At 54.4% G+C, this 17,802-nt stretch carries 15 protein-coding genes; all 15 read right to left on the reverse strand.

The window, feature by feature from the left end; translation table 11 throughout:
* Positions 1 to 18: 18 nt before the first annotated feature.
* A complete protein-coding gene (gene tssJ, locus AAF463_RS05235) occupies positions 19 to 540 on the reverse strand; it encodes a type VI secretion system lipoprotein TssJ (RefSeq protein ID WP_350261645.1) in 522 nt (173 codons plus the stop codon).
* A complete protein-coding gene (locus tag AAF463_RS05240; RefSeq protein ID WP_350261646.1) occupies positions 537 to 3,863 on the reverse strand; it encodes an ImcF-related family protein in 3,327 nt (1,108 codons plus the stop codon). The genes tssJ and AAF463_RS05240 overlap by 4 nt, the downstream gene beginning before the upstream one ends.
* Positions 3,844 to 4,980: a hypothetical protein gene (locus AAF463_RS05245; protein WP_350261647.1), complete on the reverse strand. Its 1,137-nt coding sequence runs from the start codon at positions 4,978 to 4,980 to the stop codon at positions 3,844 to 3,846. Before AAF463_RS05245 ends, AAF463_RS05240 begins: the two co-directional genes overlap by 20 nt.
* A complete protein-coding gene (locus AAF463_RS05250; protein ID WP_350261648.1) occupies positions 4,977 to 5,240 on the reverse strand; it encodes a PAAR domain-containing protein in 264 nt (87 codons plus the stop codon). The genes AAF463_RS05245 and AAF463_RS05250 overlap by 4 nt, the downstream gene beginning before the upstream one ends.
* Positions 5,237 to 7,549, reverse strand: a complete 2,313-nt coding sequence (locus tag AAF463_RS05255; RefSeq protein ID WP_350261649.1) for a DUF2235 domain-containing protein — start codon at positions 7,547 to 7,549, stop codon at positions 5,237 to 5,239. The genes AAF463_RS05250 and AAF463_RS05255 overlap by 4 nt, the downstream gene beginning before the upstream one ends.
* Positions 7,534 to 8,058 (reverse strand): DUF3304 domain-containing protein, encoded by a 525-nt coding sequence (locus AAF463_RS05260; RefSeq protein ID WP_350261650.1) that lies wholly within the window; start codon positions 8,056 to 8,058, stop codon positions 7,534 to 7,536. Before AAF463_RS05260 ends, AAF463_RS05255 begins: the two co-directional genes overlap by 16 nt.
* Positions 8,055 to 8,840, reverse strand: a complete 786-nt coding sequence (locus tag AAF463_RS05265; protein ID WP_350261651.1) for a YceK/YidQ family lipoprotein — start codon at positions 8,838 to 8,840, stop codon at positions 8,055 to 8,057. The genes AAF463_RS05260 and AAF463_RS05265 overlap by 4 nt, the downstream gene beginning before the upstream one ends.
* Positions 8,841 to 8,845: 5 nt before the next feature.
* Complete coding sequence (locus AAF463_RS05270; RefSeq protein ID WP_350261652.1) at positions 8,846 to 9,583, reverse strand: DUF4123 domain-containing protein; 738 nt, start codon at positions 9,581 to 9,583, stop codon at positions 8,846 to 8,848.
* A 2-nt stretch (positions 9,584 to 9,585) separates the two neighbouring features.
* Positions 9,586 to 11,970: a type VI secretion system tip protein VgrG gene (vgrG, locus tag AAF463_RS05275; RefSeq protein ID WP_350261653.1), complete on the reverse strand. Its 2,385-nt coding sequence runs from the start codon at positions 11,968 to 11,970 to the stop codon at positions 9,586 to 9,588.
* Positions 11,971 to 12,006: 36 nt separating this feature from the next.
* A complete protein-coding gene (gene tssL / locus AAF463_RS05280; RefSeq protein WP_350261654.1) occupies positions 12,007 to 12,663 on the reverse strand; it encodes a type VI secretion system protein TssL, short form in 657 nt (218 codons plus the stop codon).
* Between the two features lie 557 nt (positions 12,664 to 13,220).
* Entirely contained in the window at positions 13,221 to 13,703 is a 483-nt protein-coding gene (locus AAF463_RS05285) for a tellurium resistance protein TerW (RefSeq protein ID WP_101763283.1), read from the reverse strand.
* 174 nt (positions 13,704 to 13,877) lie between these two features.
* Positions 13,878 to 14,822, reverse strand: a complete 945-nt coding sequence (locus AAF463_RS05290; RefSeq protein WP_350261655.1) for an HpcH/HpaI aldolase/citrate lyase family protein — start codon at positions 14,820 to 14,822, stop codon at positions 13,878 to 13,880.
* Positions 14,822 to 15,901: a cysteine protease StiP family protein gene (locus AAF463_RS05295; protein WP_350261656.1), complete on the reverse strand. Its 1,080-nt coding sequence runs from the start codon at positions 15,899 to 15,901 to the stop codon at positions 14,822 to 14,824. The genes AAF463_RS05290 and AAF463_RS05295 overlap by 1 nt, the downstream gene beginning before the upstream one ends.
* Positions 15,891 to 16,676, reverse strand: coding sequence for a hypothetical protein (locus AAF463_RS05300; RefSeq protein WP_101763319.1), 786 nt, complete (start codon positions 16,674 to 16,676; stop codon positions 15,891 to 15,893). Before AAF463_RS05300 ends, AAF463_RS05295 begins: the two co-directional genes overlap by 11 nt.
* A complete protein-coding gene (locus AAF463_RS05305; RefSeq protein ID WP_350261657.1) occupies positions 16,669 to 17,796 on the reverse strand; it encodes a phosphoribosyltransferase domain-containing protein in 1,128 nt (375 codons plus the stop codon). The genes AAF463_RS05300 and AAF463_RS05305 overlap by 8 nt, the downstream gene beginning before the upstream one ends.
* Positions 17,797 to 17,802: the final 6 nt, after the last annotated feature.

The following is a 17,802-nucleotide window of genomic DNA, read 5'->3' on the forward strand; positions in this document are numbered from 1 at the left end:
TGCCGTTAAATTGAATAGTTACTTCAATAATTCCAAATTCAGGGTGTTATCCCTTACTTCAATCGTGCGTGGTGAATCCGCATCAAGCTCCTCACGGCTCAGCACCCGTTTCCATGTACCGCGCTCCCGGTCCGGTTGGCGGAACAAGCCCACGACTGCGACAAACTGCGCCTGCTTCTCCATTGGCATATCCAGGCTGACGCTTTGTCCCGGCATGACGCTGAGCTGCCGCTGTGCCAGCAGGCTCTCTTTCAGCACCCAATCTGGCTGTGTCAGCAGGCTGCTGTATTCGGCGTTATCGAAACGTTGACGCGTGCTGAGCTGCAAAATATTCAGGCGTAAAGGCATCGACTGCTGGGCGTCGTCCTGATTGATCGCCGTACGCGCAGTGAAGGTCAGGTGCAGGATATTGACCTGACGATAAAACACGGCATCGGCAATGCTTGCTGTTCCCTGTTTGGTTTTTTGCCACGCTCCACAACTGCTCAGCAACGTTGGCGACAGCAAAATCAGCAACACATGAGCGAAGCGAACTTTCATTGTTCACCTCCCTGATACGCATCTTCATTTTGCGTAGCGGAAATAAATATCCGCGCAGGCATGCGGAAGCCGCGCAATTCGAGTAGCGCCAGCGGGCCACTGCCGAGCTCCGTACGTATCTGATAGTTGAGTGCCAGCCCGTCCGGCGTCGGCCAGGTAACACGATAGATGTTGTTCCCCAGATTGGTGATGCGGGCTTTATCCAGCAGGCGGATCAGGCCCCAGCTTCCCGGGGGATCGGCATAAATGCGGGTTCCGTTATTGGTGCTGCGCCAGGTCAGCGTGGTTTGCGGTTGCCAGCGGTTGTCAGGCCAGTTTAGCGTTTGCCAACTCTCTTCCTGGTTAAAATATTGCAGCTTCTGGCGATCCACCGTCAGCTCCGATTCCACCACGTCGCGGGAAGGTTTTGCCATCATCTGAAAGTGCAGCTCTACATCTCCCCGGACAAATGCGGTGTTAGCGATGTGCGTCAGTTTATTCAGCGCGTTGAGAAAAGCAGGATCGAACGTCAGTCCCTGGCTGTTCATGTCATCCGGCACCCAGCGATCGCCTTCGAGTCGCAACAGGCCAGCGAGGCGACTGTTAACGAACTGCGCGATACGTCCGGTGTCGGTACGCATAAACTGCGCTAAATGCGGTAAGGAGACGTCGCTTTGTCGGTTAGCAAACGGATAGCGGTCGGCAAACGATTGATCCCACGGGGTTACAATATCGTTCTGCCAATGGCTGTTAATGCTTTCAGCAGTGGGGCTGAGCACTTGCTCCCACGCCTGCACCATCGGCTCGACAAATATCGCCTGACCAAACCCGCTCCACTCCTGTCCGAGGCTGGCAGCAATCAGACTGCCGTAATCTCGGGTGTCAGTCAGATCAACGGCTTTGCCCTGAAACACCGTCAATGCTAACGACTGCATCATGGCCTGTGGATCCGGCGCGTTGGTGACCTGCTGCAGCCGCAGCCGAACACGGGTGATACGCGTCAGGAAGGTTGGCAGGCTGAGGCTATCTTTAGCCGCTGCGCCGGTATCGGTTAGCGCCAGCAAAGGTCCAAAGGCGTCATCCATTGGGCCACGTGCACCTTGTGGTCTGGCGATGGCCTGGGTTTTGTCACTGCTGAGCAAATTCTTTGCAGAGCTCACCAGCGAATCGGTAAGATTACCGCCAGTTTGCCCCGTCCGGCCCTGCACATTCATCGTGTTCATCAGCGCAATCAAAGGTGACTGGCGTATGTCGGCCAGCAGGGTTAACTGTTCAATCGATTCTGACAGGCTCTCCGCCCGCTGCCATTGCAGGCTGTTGAGGAATTTCAGCCAGGCGCCGGCGTAATCGGAGAAATAGCGGTCTGTCAGCCGCGCTTGCAGCGTTTCCGCAGAGAGATCATTGTTGCTGGCCGTTTTGTTATCACTCAGCACCCAGTCGATTTCATCGCGACGCACTTTCGCCGCTTGCTCAATCGCAGGCTCTACTGCCTCTTCCCACGCTTTACGGGTAAAGACGCCGGGCACGGTTTCATCGGTATTGAATAACCTGCTGCTGTCGGTGCCGCTGACCATCTCACTGAGCGTCATATCAGCATAATCACGGGACACCTGCTCAATGAGCTGCTGATAGCGCGAGGTCTCCGCATTGCTGGCACCAATCTGACGCAGCAGCGCTGAGCGCATACTGCTGACCAGTCGCATATCCGGTTGTAACTGCCACTCTGGGTGCTCAGGCAGATTCGTCATCATAAAGGCCAGCATAGCGCCGCCATTGTTTCGCCAGCTTGCGTCCGGAATGCCATCACGCCGTTGCCAGACTTTCATTACCGTGGCGCTGCAAAACGCCGGATCGGATTGTTCGGGATGTGCCAGCATCAGGTACGCCTTCAGCAGGTCATACATGCTTTTGGCCTCATCGGCCCGCAGCGGGCTATCGGGCGGCAGGTTACGCCAGCCGCTCATCAGCGTAGTCAGGCGCTTGACGGAGGCATCACGCAGCAGCGGCATGGCCGCCTGCTGCCATTGTTGCCACAGCGAATTTAACAGTGCGTCATTCTGGCTGAGGCCAAAACGCATATACCAGGGCGCACCATATTGCTGACGATGCTGCAGACGCTCGATCTCTTTCTGCAACTCGTGCAAGGCTGAAAGTTGCTGCTGCAGCGGCTGACGGGAATCTGTTGCGGCGGCGGCAAGGTGCTGATCTGCCTGTATAAGGCGCATATTGGCAATCCAGGAAAACACCAGGCAGGCCATCCATATCACCAGCAGGCAGGAGCAGAGCGTCAGCAAAGTTTTCCGCCATGAGGCACCGTTAGTTAGCGGCCTGCGCCAGTGAAGCGCCAGTAAATCCCGCCAGGCTTTTCCCGGCTGCCAGGCATTTCGCAATGAAGCGCTTCCCGTGGTTTCCGGCTGGCTGAGCACGACTCCCGCCAGCGGCAGCGCTCTTGCACCTGTGGAGAGCTGTGACAAGGTGCGTGTCAGGCGATCCGCGCCACCGCTGCGCAGCACGTGCGCCAGTTCCAGTAAAAAACTGTGCTGGCGATTATGCTCAATCTGCTGCATGCCGCGCTCAACCAACTGGTGCTCAAGATCATCCAGTGACTGACGGTAATCGTCCGCACTATCACCTTGTGCAATGGTGAATCCGATCCCCTGCGCGGGGGCGCTATGCAGAGAGGGCGCGTGAATCTCCCACAGCCACAGCGGGATATCCTGGCCCAACAGCCTGTAGCGCTTCTGCATCTGGCGAGCCGTGGTATCCAGCATATCCTGAGTCATTTCCGCTTCTGCGTTCACGACCCACACCACAGCATCGGCCAGCTGGCGGCGAATTTTGCGTAACGTCCGCAGCTGCGCGGGTAGCGGATCTTCCTGCGGACTACCGTGCCAGAGCAGCAAGGTATGATGCCCCTCAAGCCAGTGTTGAGTTGTCAGGCCGGGAATACTCCGTTCAACCAGATGCTCATCGCCGAACACCAGCAGAATGCGTACCCGGCTACGCCAACGCCACCGATACTGGTAGCGCATCTGGGTAATGATCTCCTGCACCCACTGATTCTCGGCAGGGCGCTGTTTCTGCGAGCCCGTTGCCTCACGCGCGTTGAGTCGCACCAGCCCGCGCCAGGCGAGAATAAACAGTGGACAGAACCACACCAGCGCCAGCCAGACCATCAATGACCAGAAAGCAATCTGGCGCGGCAGAGCTTCAGGCAGATCAATGCTGCTGCCTGCGAAGTAATAGAGCCCTGCGCCAGTCAGCACCAGCAGGGTTACGGCTAGCAAATAGCCACAAACCAGCCAGAACAGCGAGTGCCGGGAATTAGTGCGGGAGGTTTCCACGGGGAACACAAACTCCTGTAGTGTGTTGAGATTCCATTTCTGCGGCGATCCAGCCGCATGACTGGCCGTTGAGCGCCGAGAGCAGCGCCAGCGACCGTAACGTAAACGGTGTGATTTGCCCGGCATTGCCGAGCCATGGGGCAAGTACGTGATCCAGCGCGGACCAGCCGCCCTCCAGCAATGCTTCCATGGCGGCGGCATCTGCCGCGATCACCGTATCCGGCATATCACTTAATCCGGCATAACGGGAAAGCTGTGAAACGGCCAGAGTGGCCGTTTCACCCCTCGCCGGTTGCCAGCACTCCGAGCGATGCATCAGCGCAGCCCCTTGCGCCGAGCAGAGCCAGGCAAAGGCGGCTTCCCCGGCAACCGGGGTGCAATCAGCCAATCCTTCGCCACTTCCGGCACACAGCAGCAAAACCGGAGCAGTAGTGGCGAAGAGATCGATAACGCTATCTGCGCCATCAATTGCACTGAGTCGAAGGGTTTCCTCTGGCAACGTCATGCCCGCTGCCAGTAGCGTTTCGCGAAAGGCGAGCAGACTGTGGTCATCACCCAGCCAACAGAGATGCGTGATTGAGCGTGCATCACTTGACTGACGCATATGCGTCACCAGGCGATTGGCGAGATAAGCCGCCAGCATGACAGGACGACTGCGGGCGCTGTTAAGCACCCGTGGGCAACGCAACGCAGCATAACCTTGCGCAGTGATGCCCGGTTGTGGGGCATCTGCTGGGTGTGACAACAGCGCCAGATGTTCCGACGCATCGTCTCCGGCTGGCGTCACCAATAAAACGGCTTCAACCGGCAAGGCCTGTCTGCGCTTTCGCCACCACGCATCGAGCGCCAGCGAGATTTCTGCATAGTGCGTGCGGCGGTTATCGGTGGATTGCAGCCAGACCAGCCAGCGCAGCGTCACCGCCAGCAACCAGCACAGCAGCGGCAAGACCAGTGCGCAGAACCAGAAAAGCGGCGAACGGGTCGGCTTTCCCTCCGGCCACAACAGCATGGTTGTCATCGCTGATATAAACAGCAGCACGGGCAACGCCACCCACCAGCGCCGCCAGCGGGCAGGGTAAATGGTGGCGTAATCGGCATAAACCGGCGGTTGATTCATCCGCAGGCATCCATATCAGGTAGTGAACTGACCAGCGTGCAACCACAGGCACATTTATGCCCATCGAGCGCCACCGCTTTACCGTTTACGGTGCTGTTGGTTGCTCCCTGAATAATGGTGGTCATGCCGTGCTCGTTGCATTTCGCTTTGTCTTTGACGCAGGCCACCGGCTTGCCAAATGCGTCAAAGCTCCCGCTGAGCACTTCACCACCGTAAGGTTTGAGCTTATCGCCAACGCGCACCAGTTTTTTAAGTTTCATACCACTCGCGCTCCCGATGATTTCAGCATATCGACGGCAGAGGTCATCATGGCCTGGTGCTGTTCGCTCACCACACTGGTGCGAGCCAGGGCAACTGCGGTGCCTGGTCGAGTGGTTGCCTCTGGTGGAGTGAGTGTCTGAACGATACCGGTCGCCATATCTTTCACTTTATAAGTCACATTGTTATAAGCGGTTTTCGGCTCGATAAAATAGATGACGTTATTGGAGGTTGGCGCGGCGTTGATAACTTTGCCTTCGACGGAAATCAGGCGAAGGTTTTTATTAGTCTGGTTGCCGCAGTAAATCATGCGATAGCGGAAATAACCGCCCCAGGGTTCACGTCCCCCCAATGCACTTTGCATAAACCAGGCGCGGGAATCGTGAATTTGTTCATCAAAGAGGGTCAGCAGCTCAGCACGCGGTTGAGTACGAATGCCGGTGCCCAGCTTGTCGGTAAACAGCTGCGGATAACGACGATTGCCATCGGCTTTCATCTGCGCGTATTCCGCGTCTTCATCGTCACCGTTGATCAGGAAGATGGCGTGCTTGGGGATCACATCCAGAACGATCTGCGCAGTTTTATCTATCAAGCCACCATTAATGTCTCGCCGCCACAGCCTATAGTCGTGTTGGAATTCACGCGCAGCTTCGCGGAGTTGATATTGGGCGTTAGTCGGATCAAGATCGGGTTTGCCCTGTAAACTTTCGTCCAGCGGCAAGCGGCTCTTTTTGGCTTCTGCTCGGCGTGAGTCAAGTGCTTTTACCGCTGCTTTATGATCATCCGCTTCTTTTTTAAGTTCTTCAGGAGTTAGCTGTGGTGCTTTGTTAAAGAAACTGTGGGCAAACTTATCGCCCTGAGGAAGCATACTGCCGTGAGCGTAGCGGCCAATGCGCCACGCGGTGATCCAGCCAATCTGATCGATCAGCGCGCTTTCAAGTGTCTGAGAAAGTTGATAGGCGCGATAGCCTTCTGATGTATCTCCCGGCTCTTCGCTGCCTTGCAGAGTGGTGTTGAGCAGGGTTTGACGCCAGATGTTGAAGCGTTTGGCTAACATAGGTGCAACAGCAAACTCAGTAACAGAATCACCAGACATCACGCGTGATGGAGAGATATCTTTAATTAGTAAGGTTATTGCGGAGGGATGTACCAGCAATGGAGCGCCGGACTCGAATGCCGCAGCATACATATCGTGAAGAACGATCTGCGATAGAATTTCACCTGTGCCATTACATGATTTTCCCTGATCCCCTGGAGGATAACCGCCGCCAACATCTGAGTGCATTCCAGGATAAATGACCTCCTGAGTGTTGGCTGGGTAACTGCCATCAGGGCGACGAACGGAGTCAAGAGGGAAACATAAGCGCTGTTCGTGTGCGGCAACAAAATGCCGACAACATTTAATTAATCCAGGAAATTTACGCTCATCAGGTAATTGCTGACTATTATCTGCCCAGCCCATATGTCCTGCGGCACCCGGCACCATGTGAGCAGCCCCAACAGACGCCACCGTATCCAGTAATCCCAGAAACTCAATACTGATGGGTAAACCAGCAAGTTGCAGATGATCGTTTTTTAACTTGGGGTCGGGTAACTGGGTTAACCAGTTCACAAAGGTTCGCGCTTCAGCAGCACCGCGAGAAAAACCATAGATAAACAACTTAATACCCAGAAGATGGGGCTGCTGAGTTTGCGCTGCCTGACCTTCTAACGCCTTTAACAAGGGATTGATCGCATTACGTCGGTTCACTTCCCCTGAAAAAGCTCCGCGAGCCTGCATACTGGGCAGCATTCCCTTCGCTACTCCATCATCAAGGCGTTTGGCTCCTTTGGTGATAGCATATGTCAAGGCGTTAACTACTCTCAGCAACGCCCAGTTAATTCGATCCTCTCCACCAGCGGCGAAAGCCAAGCCATCATTGCTGTAATCCATCTCGCCAATTTTAGGAAATGGCGTGCCAACGCCAGGAATGTAGTAGGAGAAATACCCCTCGGTTTCTGCTGTTTTGTCATATGTTGCATGAAACAATTTGGCGATATTGGTCGGATGAGTTGGTTTAGCTACACGCGTATCGTTCTCTTCATTATTTCCCGTGCCATCGAAAAATAAGCTGATATGTAGGCTCTGACAGCATGGAATGATGCCTTTCTTACTTGATTCTTCGGCCAGGCTGGCACGATAATCATTTTCTTCGCAAATCTGCTTTTTATAATTGGCATTAACCTGCGTTTCGCTAAGTGGCAAGCGACCACTGTCAGGGAACAGCGGTGGTGCAAAACAAGGCAGCGCTAAATTCATTTCACGGGACATGTCGCAGGCTCCTTCATGTTAAGAGGCTCTTTAATCGGGTAGCCCGATGTACCGTATCCAGAGCATGCGGTTGTCACCTTAACCTGATTACAGGGTAGAAAGTGCACAGTTAGTCCACAGCGTTCCTTGCCATACTGCGGAATATTAACGATGGCACTATGTTGCTTAAAACCGCTTTTTAGCTGTTTTTCCCAAGCTAGATATTTGTCCCAATCTTTATAACTTGGTGGCGATGGTGAAGTATGAGGATCAACTTCCCATTGAATCCGAGCTTTCATTTCAGGTGTCCATTTTTCAGGCAGCATGATGCAGCATGTGTTACCAGCCATCACCCCTCCATACCCATTAACCGAAAACGAATTAACACCACTGTCAGCCATATGGTTGATACCGCTCAAGTCTCCAGCGGTATAGCCGTCATCAACGCTTGCCTGCGAGCAACCTGAAAGTATCGAAGCAACGATAAAAAACAATCCTTTATTCAACCAATCGGATGTTTTCTTTTTCATTTCCAGGCTCCTTCCATCATTAACGTTATCTGTCCTGAAGCAGAACACTGAGAACGTTCGGATAATGACTGTAATTGCTGGAAAACATCCTGTATGGCTTGCTTATGAATGAAATCGTAGTTGTAATATTCATCTTCATAATTAACCAGCATGACTCGATTGCAAGGCATAAATATTGCGATGATACTTGCGGCTTTAAGCAGAGATTCATCGGGAGTATATGATTCAGTGAAGTCGCTGATATCCGTCGTCTCTGCTTGTAGAAGCCTTGTTCCAGCATCCCAGCTAATCGTCACAGATTCTGGAGGAGCAGATGGATTATCCTTTGTTATCAGGGATGATTTATTAAGTTTTCCTGATGCGCTACCAGCCTGAGGGATAATTCTAGTTCGGGATTGAGTAAGTATTTCTCCAGTGCTTTTTTTTCGAATAGTATAATCAACGTCTGGTTGACCCGTCATATTGACGGCAAAAACTGGGACATAATTTTCCGCGGGTTGTTTATAAACTTTAGGCGAATTGCTGATGGCTAGATCGACAGGCAATAAAAGTGTATCGATCACTGCATCAAAGGGCATCGAAATAATTGAGAAAACGGGTAAAATTCCACCACTAAATAACCACATGAATGCATTAGTGGTAATGCGTATATCGGTATCAACTCCGCGATAAACTTTTTCGCTACTTTCTCCGCGCATCAATGTCCCGCATCCAGCTAGCTGTACAAACAAAATTGCGCAGATTAACTGTTTGCTCAGCGCACTAAATATCCATTTTTTCATTCGCTTTATTCCTTATAGTCCAGTAGATCGCCTATATATCCCGCCCGGCTTGCTTTAATAGCTATTTCCAGGCATTGCGCAAAGTGTTCCTCTCGTGAGGGAACCAAAGTTGCTTGCTCCTTCATCAACATCTCGGCATCACTAATACATCCCATCAGTTCAACCTGCGCATCGCTAATTCGGCTCATTTCCGGGGCATCAGCAAGTTGTCGACCCGGGTTCCAGGTACCGGTTTTCCATACCACCTCGTCATCACGATCTCGCCAGCCCCAGAACAGCGCAATATCGGTGAAAGCCGCCTGCTGCTCTGGCGTCAGGACGTGCTCAAGTAGCGAGGGAAATACGCGATTGTCGTAATAGCGCAGTAAACCGGTTTGCTCTTCCCAGTGAACCTGTGACAGTGCCTGCAAATGGCTACTCAGCAGGTCGAATGCCAGTGGCGATATCAGCAACGTCAATCGCGGTGTCGTGGAGAAGTGTTCCACCAGCTGTTCCAGCCAGCGCTGGTGGCTGCTGATGCTAAAATGCAATCGCATCACCAGCGGTGAATACTCTGGCGTTGCCGCTTCCGGCGTGTTCGCAAACAGCTCGAACCAGCGTAACGGCGGGTTAATTTGGTTCAGCGCCTGTTGCAGCGGCTGTGCTGTGCCAGCCTGATCAACCAGCACATCGAGATAATCCTGTCCGGCAGCAGTGCAAAGCGCGTTAGCCTGTTTCAACCATCCATTATTCATGTCCGTCATCGCTATCCCCTTGGCGCGAAAGCCAGCGCGGCTTCCTGTGCTTTTTTCAGGCACTCTTTGCACACGGATTTAGGCAGATCAGGCAGCGTTGTTTCTTCGCTGGCAGGAGAATTCCAGACATGAACGCCACGGATGCTGGTTTTACCCGGCGAATGAATTTGGATATCACCCTGCGGCGTAATCCTGATGGTTGCGCCGCCACATCCCAGCATAATGCCGTTTTTCGCGGTCAGGCGCAGTTCACCCTGAACGGTCTGGACGCTGATATCTTTCATCGCCGTCAGTCCGAGGGTATCGCCGTGCGATTCCACCGTCAGCGGACCCTGGCCCGACACCATGCGAATCCCTTCCTGCTGCGACAGCAGGGAAATCGCCTGGCTGGCGTTGACCTGAATGCGTTTGCCACTGGCAATGCTGGTTTCCATCTGGCTTTGCAGATGCAGAGTGCTGCCTGAGTTGAGCAGAATGCTTTTGGGGCTGACAACGCCAATGCCTTCTGGCGCACTCAGCAACATGGCAGGGGATTTGAGCTGGTCGACAGCGGCCAGATAAGCCCTGAGATGCGTGACATCAGGCTGGAGATTATGGTGCGACTGAGTGATCGACTGCCAGCCGCTCATCTGGCTGATCGCACCTTTGACCAGGCTTATTGCCGGTGTCATTTCCAGCACCGGCCCGGTTGCCGTGGCCTGCTTATCAGCCGTCAGGAAAAGGCCCTTGCCGGCTCGCAGCGTACCGGTGCTGTCTGTACGCAGCTCAAACCCTTCGCCGCGCTTGCTACGTGAACTGTCGACGATATGTCCGAGTGAAAGTTGGCTCTTACCGCCAAATTCCGTCGACAGTTTGACATGTTCATATCCACGGCGATCCTCAAAGCGGAGTTTGTTGTTCGCCGGCGTCCTCAGCACATTGCGTTGATAGTTATAGAGATTGACATGATCTTCATGGCGAGAATCATGCACCGCGCAGAGAATGTAAGGTCTGTCAGGATCGCCGTTGGTGAAGGCAATCATCACCTGCGTTCCAGCTATCAGTGGAAAATGCCAGCCGTAGACATTGCCTGCATAGGGCTTCGCCAGCCGCACCGGTACACTTTCAAAACCAGACTGCCAGGATTCGTTTAGATCGAACTGAAAACGCACCCGATAGCGGCCATGTTCATCAAGTTCTGCATATTGCGCATTTTCTACCGGGCTGGTGACGCGAGCCAGCAGCGTGCCTGCAATGTGCGGCCAGCTTTTCAACGGTGGACGATAAGTGCTTTGCGGCCGAACGGGCACAGCGGTAAAGCGGATAACATAGGCGGTATCGCGCGAAATACGGGTTGATGAGGTAGACACTACCAGCAGGCCATCCGGCGCGTCTGGCCACTCTTTACCTTGTGGCGAGATCACCATGCCCGGACGGATATCCATGCCGTTGCTCATACCGTCGAAAGTGACCTGCTCGGTGATCAGGCGTTCCTGGCGACGTCTGACAAACCACTGTCCCTGTTCCGGTAGAGCCTGGTACTCCTTGCCGAGCAACTGATAGTTTTCACCATAGCGATACAGCTCTCCCGTAAGCGCAGGCTTATCAGGATCGGTTTCCGCTTGCGCCAGCATGTCATTTTGCGCGTTGCGGTAATACTCATCATTGAGTCGTGTGCTGGCGGCAACGGATTGGCGATTAACGGAAATATCCCAGAGAGATTCCAGGCCGCCATCAAATAACCCTGACGGATGGCGAAAGACGATGCTTTGCTCAGCACCATAGGCCTGCGCGCTGTCACCCAGTACCAGCACATCTCGGTGGTTTTCTTCATCCCAGGTGAAGTAATAAAAGACCCCAATGCGCGACAGATGACGCTCTATAAAGGCGAGATCGCTCTCCGCATATGAGATATAGAAATCGCGAATAGGATATTGAGTATTCAGGCGAAAGTGATAATCCAGCGAGGAGTATTCCCAGCGTTTAAGGATATCCTCTACCGCACCCGGTACACTTTTATGCTGGTAAACGGCATAGGTCAGGCTGTTTTTTAGCAGCGCAAGGCGCGATTCCAGCGTGACTACATAACGTGTTTGGTCAGCAGAGGATTCGCACTGCTGGAAAGCGGTAACTACACCGCGCAAAATGCGGGGTTCCACTGACTGCCAGGGTTGGCCGTCAGGGTAAAACAATAACTGGGCCGTCCTGTTAATCAGAATATCGGCGGGAATATCGCGTGTAGCACTGGTGAGTTCAATACTGTACTTCCACGGCGAATTTAATGCCTCTTCACCGCTAAAACGCAGCACTGACAAAAGAATATCGGGACGCTGATTTTTCAGCGTCTGGATGCTCAGTTGATAGTGGCTGTATATTGGCGTCTTGCCAGCCGTAATCACAAAATCCCTCTTGCCCATTTACAGATTCCTTCCTGAAATTTGTTTGCCTGAAGCCTACCCTTTGACCAACAGATATTGCAGATGACCGTTCATGATGAAAGTGGCGACAATAATGGCAACCAGCACACTGCTGCGAATAAGCCACGGAGAACGTTGCCAGAACGATGTTTTGTGTTTCGAGCGCTGGATAATTATTGCTGAGTCGGCAGATCCAATCTGCTTCGGCATTAGCGCTTTTAGCTGCTGCATCAGCAACTGGCGCTCCTCATCGTCTTCCGTTCGGTATTTTCCGGCATAACCCAAATGCAACATTCTGTAGTAGCAGCTAATAGCGGCTTGAGCTGTTGCAGGTTCACGAAGCAGATTTTTGACGCGGTCAAAGAATTGCTCACCACCAATGAGGTGCCCGAGAAAGTGCCCCTGCAAAGGTGTGCGTTTCCACCAGGCAGAGATATCAGCTTCCGGAATGGTCATGATCAGTTCGTCGAGAAACACGCAGTGCGCAAATTTGATTTCTTCGCAGAGAGAAGCGGATGCTCCCGCTGTCGTGAGGTGATGCTGAACCTGTTGAATCGTATTGAAGCAGCGCTGGTAGAGTGCATCATCAACCGTGATGGATTGCCCATTACGGATCGCGAGCGCCAATAGCCAGGTATCCTGCATCAGCTCATCGAGAGTATTCGCTGTGATGTTGTGTTGTGAAAACGTCATGGGCACCTTCCTGGTAACGCCTGAGCATTGTTAATCCATTAATCCAATTACCGATTTCAATCGAGAAATGGCTGTTGCTCACGCTGCTTACTTAGCCGAGCAAAGGTGGACTCGCTGCCCTGAAAGAGCGATCTCCACCTACCAACGGCCCTGAGGATATTACAAGGAGTGATAGTTGATCAAACTAACAATTTGAGTTTGTGAAACAGGATTCCAATTTTCAGCAAGGATTTACCCTCGACATTACTAGTAATCCTAACGCGATTCAGTTACTGCGGTTTTTTATTTTACATTCTGATTTTGAAAGATTTTTGATAATTCAATAAAGGGGAAGTCTGTTCTGCGTGAGTAATCATGCGGTGTGAAGATGTGAATGTTAATGATGAAAATAACGATCGATAAAACGTGATTACGTTAACAGTTTTGGCAGGTTAGGGGACATTGGCAATGTCGATAAGGTCCATCAAAAATTTAAGGGGCTGATGTAGAATTGGTATCGCTAAAGTGCGTTGGCAATACACCCCACCACTCAACGTCGTTAAACTACTGCTGAAATATTACTGCCGTTTTAACTCGTTCTTTTTAAGCATTAACTTTTCAATCAACTCATCCAACCCGCTCTCAACCAGCATCTCCACCGCATCACTCCTTGTCGTTTCACTCAATCGCACAACCTGGTCGATTTTCCTTAAAACCGACATACGCAACGACAGTGACACCGCTTTCTTTTTCTCTTTATCCAGAAATACCCGGCTGACGGTTTCGCTCTGTTGTAGTTCGGCATTGAGCTTAAGCGCTTCATTAATATGGCGCAGGCTTTTCTTATCGAGTTTGCCGGGTTCAGTGAGTTGGTAGCAATGGGTGAGGCGGCTGTATTTGATCTCCGCAGACCAGGATTCACGCAGCTCTTTTAGCGCGCGCGTCAGCGTGGGTTCGGAGCAGTCGAGCGAAGCGAGAATGCGGCTGGATGCGACCGGTTTGCCGCTGCTGAGCAGCGAGGCGAGCATGAATACGCGTGTCTGTCGGGTACTGAGTTGCATGGTCGATGAGGCCTGCGTTAGTGGTCAATGGTTGGTATCGCCCTCCTGGCAAATGGTTTTCGACAGTATCAGAGGGTATTTAAATATCAGGTAAATAGGGTGCGAAAATTCCTACGTCCGGTTTGCGATTGGGTGGTAACGCGGTGGGCAGGAATGCCCACCCTAAGGGATTTGTCAGGTTACCAGCATCAAGGCGCCGTCTGAGCGGGTATCGGGTGCGATGCCATATTCCTGCGCGCGCGCCAGGATGGCGGCGGCCCAGCGGCGATGCGTCGCCGGTTCGCACATCGCGCCCTGCGATTTGAATACCGCCTGGCTTGAATTAAGGATGCGGAAGGCATCCGCTTGATCGCTGGCGGAAACCATCAACATCTCCTGAATCTTGCCGATTTGGCTCGGGTGAATGGCGGTTTTGCCCACCAAACCGTGCGCGATATCCAGCGCCAGTTCCTGATCCATAATCTGCTGATCGTCGATGTGCTCGCACACCGGCGCGGTCAGCGCAAAATCGCGCGACGCGAATACCGCCACCAGCATTTTGATGGTGTAACCCATCGGGCTGTCATACAGCGTGAAGTGGCGCGAACGGCGCAGCGACAGCACATTCATCAAATCGTTACCGCCGATGCGCAGGGCGATCACGCGCTCGCGGCAGGCATGGTTTTGCAGCGTGAGGGCCAGCTCGCGCATCGCCACCACGTCGAACACCTCTTCGGTTTCCAGCGTCGGCATCATGCACAGATGGCTCGGTTCAAGAATCTGCCACCACAGCGGCAAGGAGTCGGCGGTGAATTTCGGCAGCACAAAACCGTCTATCGCGCTGAGGTTGAGGTTTTCCACCAGCCACGCGCCCATCTCGCTGTTGCGCGGACGGATAAACACCAGCGGCCACTGCGCGTTGCCATTGGCACGCTGTTCGGCATTCAACACCAGCAGGATCTGCTGGAGATTGTGCAGCGCCTGCGGCAAATCCGCATCACTGACCGCATCTTCCAGGCAGATCACCAGCGAGCGCAGGCCACTGATTTTATTGTGCAGAATGGCATCGACGATATCGCTGCGCACCGCCGGCATATACAGCGTTGCGCCCAATCGCCATGGAGAGAGACGGCCGTTCATCACAGCACCTTTTTGATTATCGTCACGGCGCGGTATTGCCCAAGATCGGCACCCGCTTCTGTGATGGTCAGCCCTTTTTGTTGGGCAAGATAGACCAGCAGCGCCACGTCGGGATCGTTCACCGAACGGACCAGCACCTGATCCGGCACGCGACGTAGCACGGCGCGCGTGGCTTCGGCGATACCCGGCTTAATGCGGTTGATGCTGTTCACCTGATAACGCGCCGCCAGCATGGCGATCACCGCCTCACTTTGCGCCACCAGCTGCTGCTGATGTTGTGGATCCTGCCGGCACGCGGGCAGGGCGCTGACATCCAGCGATCGCGCATATTCCGCCACGGTGTTCACCAGCTGCTGGCTGCAATCGTATTGCGCCAGATGGTCGCACTGCACGCAGCCGTGCAAGCCCGCTTCAGACCACAACGAGCGCGAGATCAATCCTGAAACCGGCGCGCCCATAATGCCAAACGGGATCAGCCAGTCATCATCGCTGGCCGAAAGCCACGCCCGACCGCACGGATCGGCCAGCACCACCAAGCGCGGCTGTGCCGGATAGCCGGGACGATGTTCGAGGCTGCGGATCAGCTCGCCGGTGATGGCGCCTTTGCCGGTCCAGCCATCAACGAACACAATGCCTGCGGTGCCGTGGCGCGCTTCGATGATCTCCAGCGCGGCCTGATCAATACCGCGATCGCGGATGATGCTGATGCCGTAATGGTAGGATTCGCGGCCCATCGCGCGCAGCGCCTGTTGCAGCATCACGCCGAGCGGCACGCCCGCGCGCACCAAGCTGGCGAGCACAATCGGCGTGTCGCCAAACTGTTGTGCCAGCGTCCGCGCCAGCATGGTGACTTCTTGCGCCAGGCGTCCGGCACCGGCGTCAAGCGCGCGGGAAAACAGCTCAAGGTGCCAGCGCGTCGGTTCCGGTTCCTGACTCAACATCTCGGAATAGTGGCGCGCGCCAGATTGGATCAGCTGCTCTTTTTGCTCCACCGGCGTCATGTCGATTTCAACCGGCTTCAGCAGAAATTCGACGTCGCCGGCTCGGTACGATCCAGAGAAAGGCAAGTTATTCACCATCTGTTTGTTCTCCGAATATTGCCTGGTTGATGCGTTCGGCAAACTGGCTCTGACGCGGAATGCCGTACCAGCTGCACAGCTTCATAAAGCGGTGATCGCTGAGGCTGTCGCCAAGGCCAATCACCGGGAAAACGCCGCGCTCGTTACGCAGCTTTTCCAGCAGGTAGCTGACGGCTAAGCCTTTTTCCACCACGTTCGGCAGCCAGGCGACGTTGTTGCTGTTGCGATGGATGTAATAGCCGGCGGTGGGGAAGCGTTGCTCGATTTCATCGGCGATGGCGTAAAGCTCTTCGAGGCGCGTGCTGTCGCGGTGCTTCATCACCAGATAGATCGGCGTGACGCCATATTCATAGTTGATGCGCGCCCAGCCATTGATGTCGCGCTCTGCCATCAGGTCGGTGATCGCCTGCTGCATCGAGAGCAGCGCCGGGCCGTACGGCGTCAGTTTTTCCAGCATCTGCGCGCGCCATTCGGCATCTTCCTCACCTTGCGGGTTGAGGATCACCGCGCCGTGCGTGGTCACCGCCCACGATCGGAAAGGGATCTGCACGCGGGCGATCTCTTCGGTGCCGCGCGCGGTGACCGGGATCAAATCGGCCTGCTCGATCATCCAGTCAACCAGCATCGACTGCTCTTCGGTCATAAAGCTGCGCGGCTGCAGGCTGAGATCGAGCGCGCCAGTACGGAACGGCTCAAGATCCAGCTCGTCCACCATTTTGCGGCGCGTTTGAAATAGCGTGTCGTCAAGGTCGGAAAAAATCACCGGTTTATTCATAGCTAATTACTTCCACCTGTGGCGCAACTTGGGCCAGTGCCGTGGTTAACAGCGGATCCACGCTGTCGACCGGCGTTTCGATGCACAGCAAAATGCGGTCAAACTGCTGATGCGCCACGTTGTATACGAAGTTGGCGATGCCGAGACCGTAGTTATCACCGAAGGCGATAGCTGATTCGATGGCAAATCCGGTAGCGATTGGCGAGCGCGTGGTGGAGCTGTATTTCACCTCTGCGCCTTGTGCCGCCAGACGTTCAGCCAGCAAGAAAGGTTCCCAGACAAATTCGCTGCTGCCGAGCACGAGGATTTTTTCTCCCGGCTGCGCCTGAATCGCGCAACCCAGATCGCCCGCTGGCGCTGCCATGCCGAGTCGGCCCCAGCGCTGTTTGCCGGTGATGGGCACGGTGGCGGCATCGTTAAGCACCATCGCTGGCATCGGTGGCAGTGCGGCGTCGGGATCCTGCTGCCAGTGCCAGTCGCCTTGCACCAGCGACACGCTGCGCACCGGCACCGGACAGCGCGCGGATAACGCATCGCCGCTCCAGTCGGTGAGCGTGACGGCGATAACCTGCTCGATCTGCGTTAAGCCGCCGTCGTTGCGCAGCGCTTCGAGCAGGTTAATAAAGGTGTTGCCGGTGGTGGCTTCGTCATCAATCATCACCAGCGTGCGCGCGTTGAGCACGCGCTGGCGCAGCTGCGCATCATCGGGCAGGTAGATCAGATGATCGGTGGCGTGGCTGTGATTTTCTTTAAACTCGCACAGCAAATCCGCCTGCTGCGGATGACGCGTTGAGGTGAGATACACCGGCTCCCTGACGCGCTGGCGCACTTCATCAAACACGCCTGCGCCGAGGCCAACGGCGGTTTCCGCCATGCCGATAAACAGCACCGGACCGTCAGAAAACGGCGGGAACTGCTCCGCCAGCTGGCGATACACGGCGCGCATTTTCTCCGGCGCCACCGGGATGTGGCGGCCAAGCACTTTACTGACGAACAAAAAAGCGCGCTTGGGATTGCGGCGCTCGGCGATCTCGAACAGATCGTCGATGGCGCTGATGCCGCCGGTTGGCGTAACGCTCAGCGAGCCGCATGACAGCGTCCTGCTCCAAAGTGTGGTCATGGATTG

Source organism: Pantoea sp. BJ2 (genome assembly GCF_040255075.1).
Taxonomy (GTDB): domain Bacteria; phylum Pseudomonadota; class Gammaproteobacteria; order Enterobacterales; family Enterobacteriaceae; genus Pantoea; species Pantoea leporis.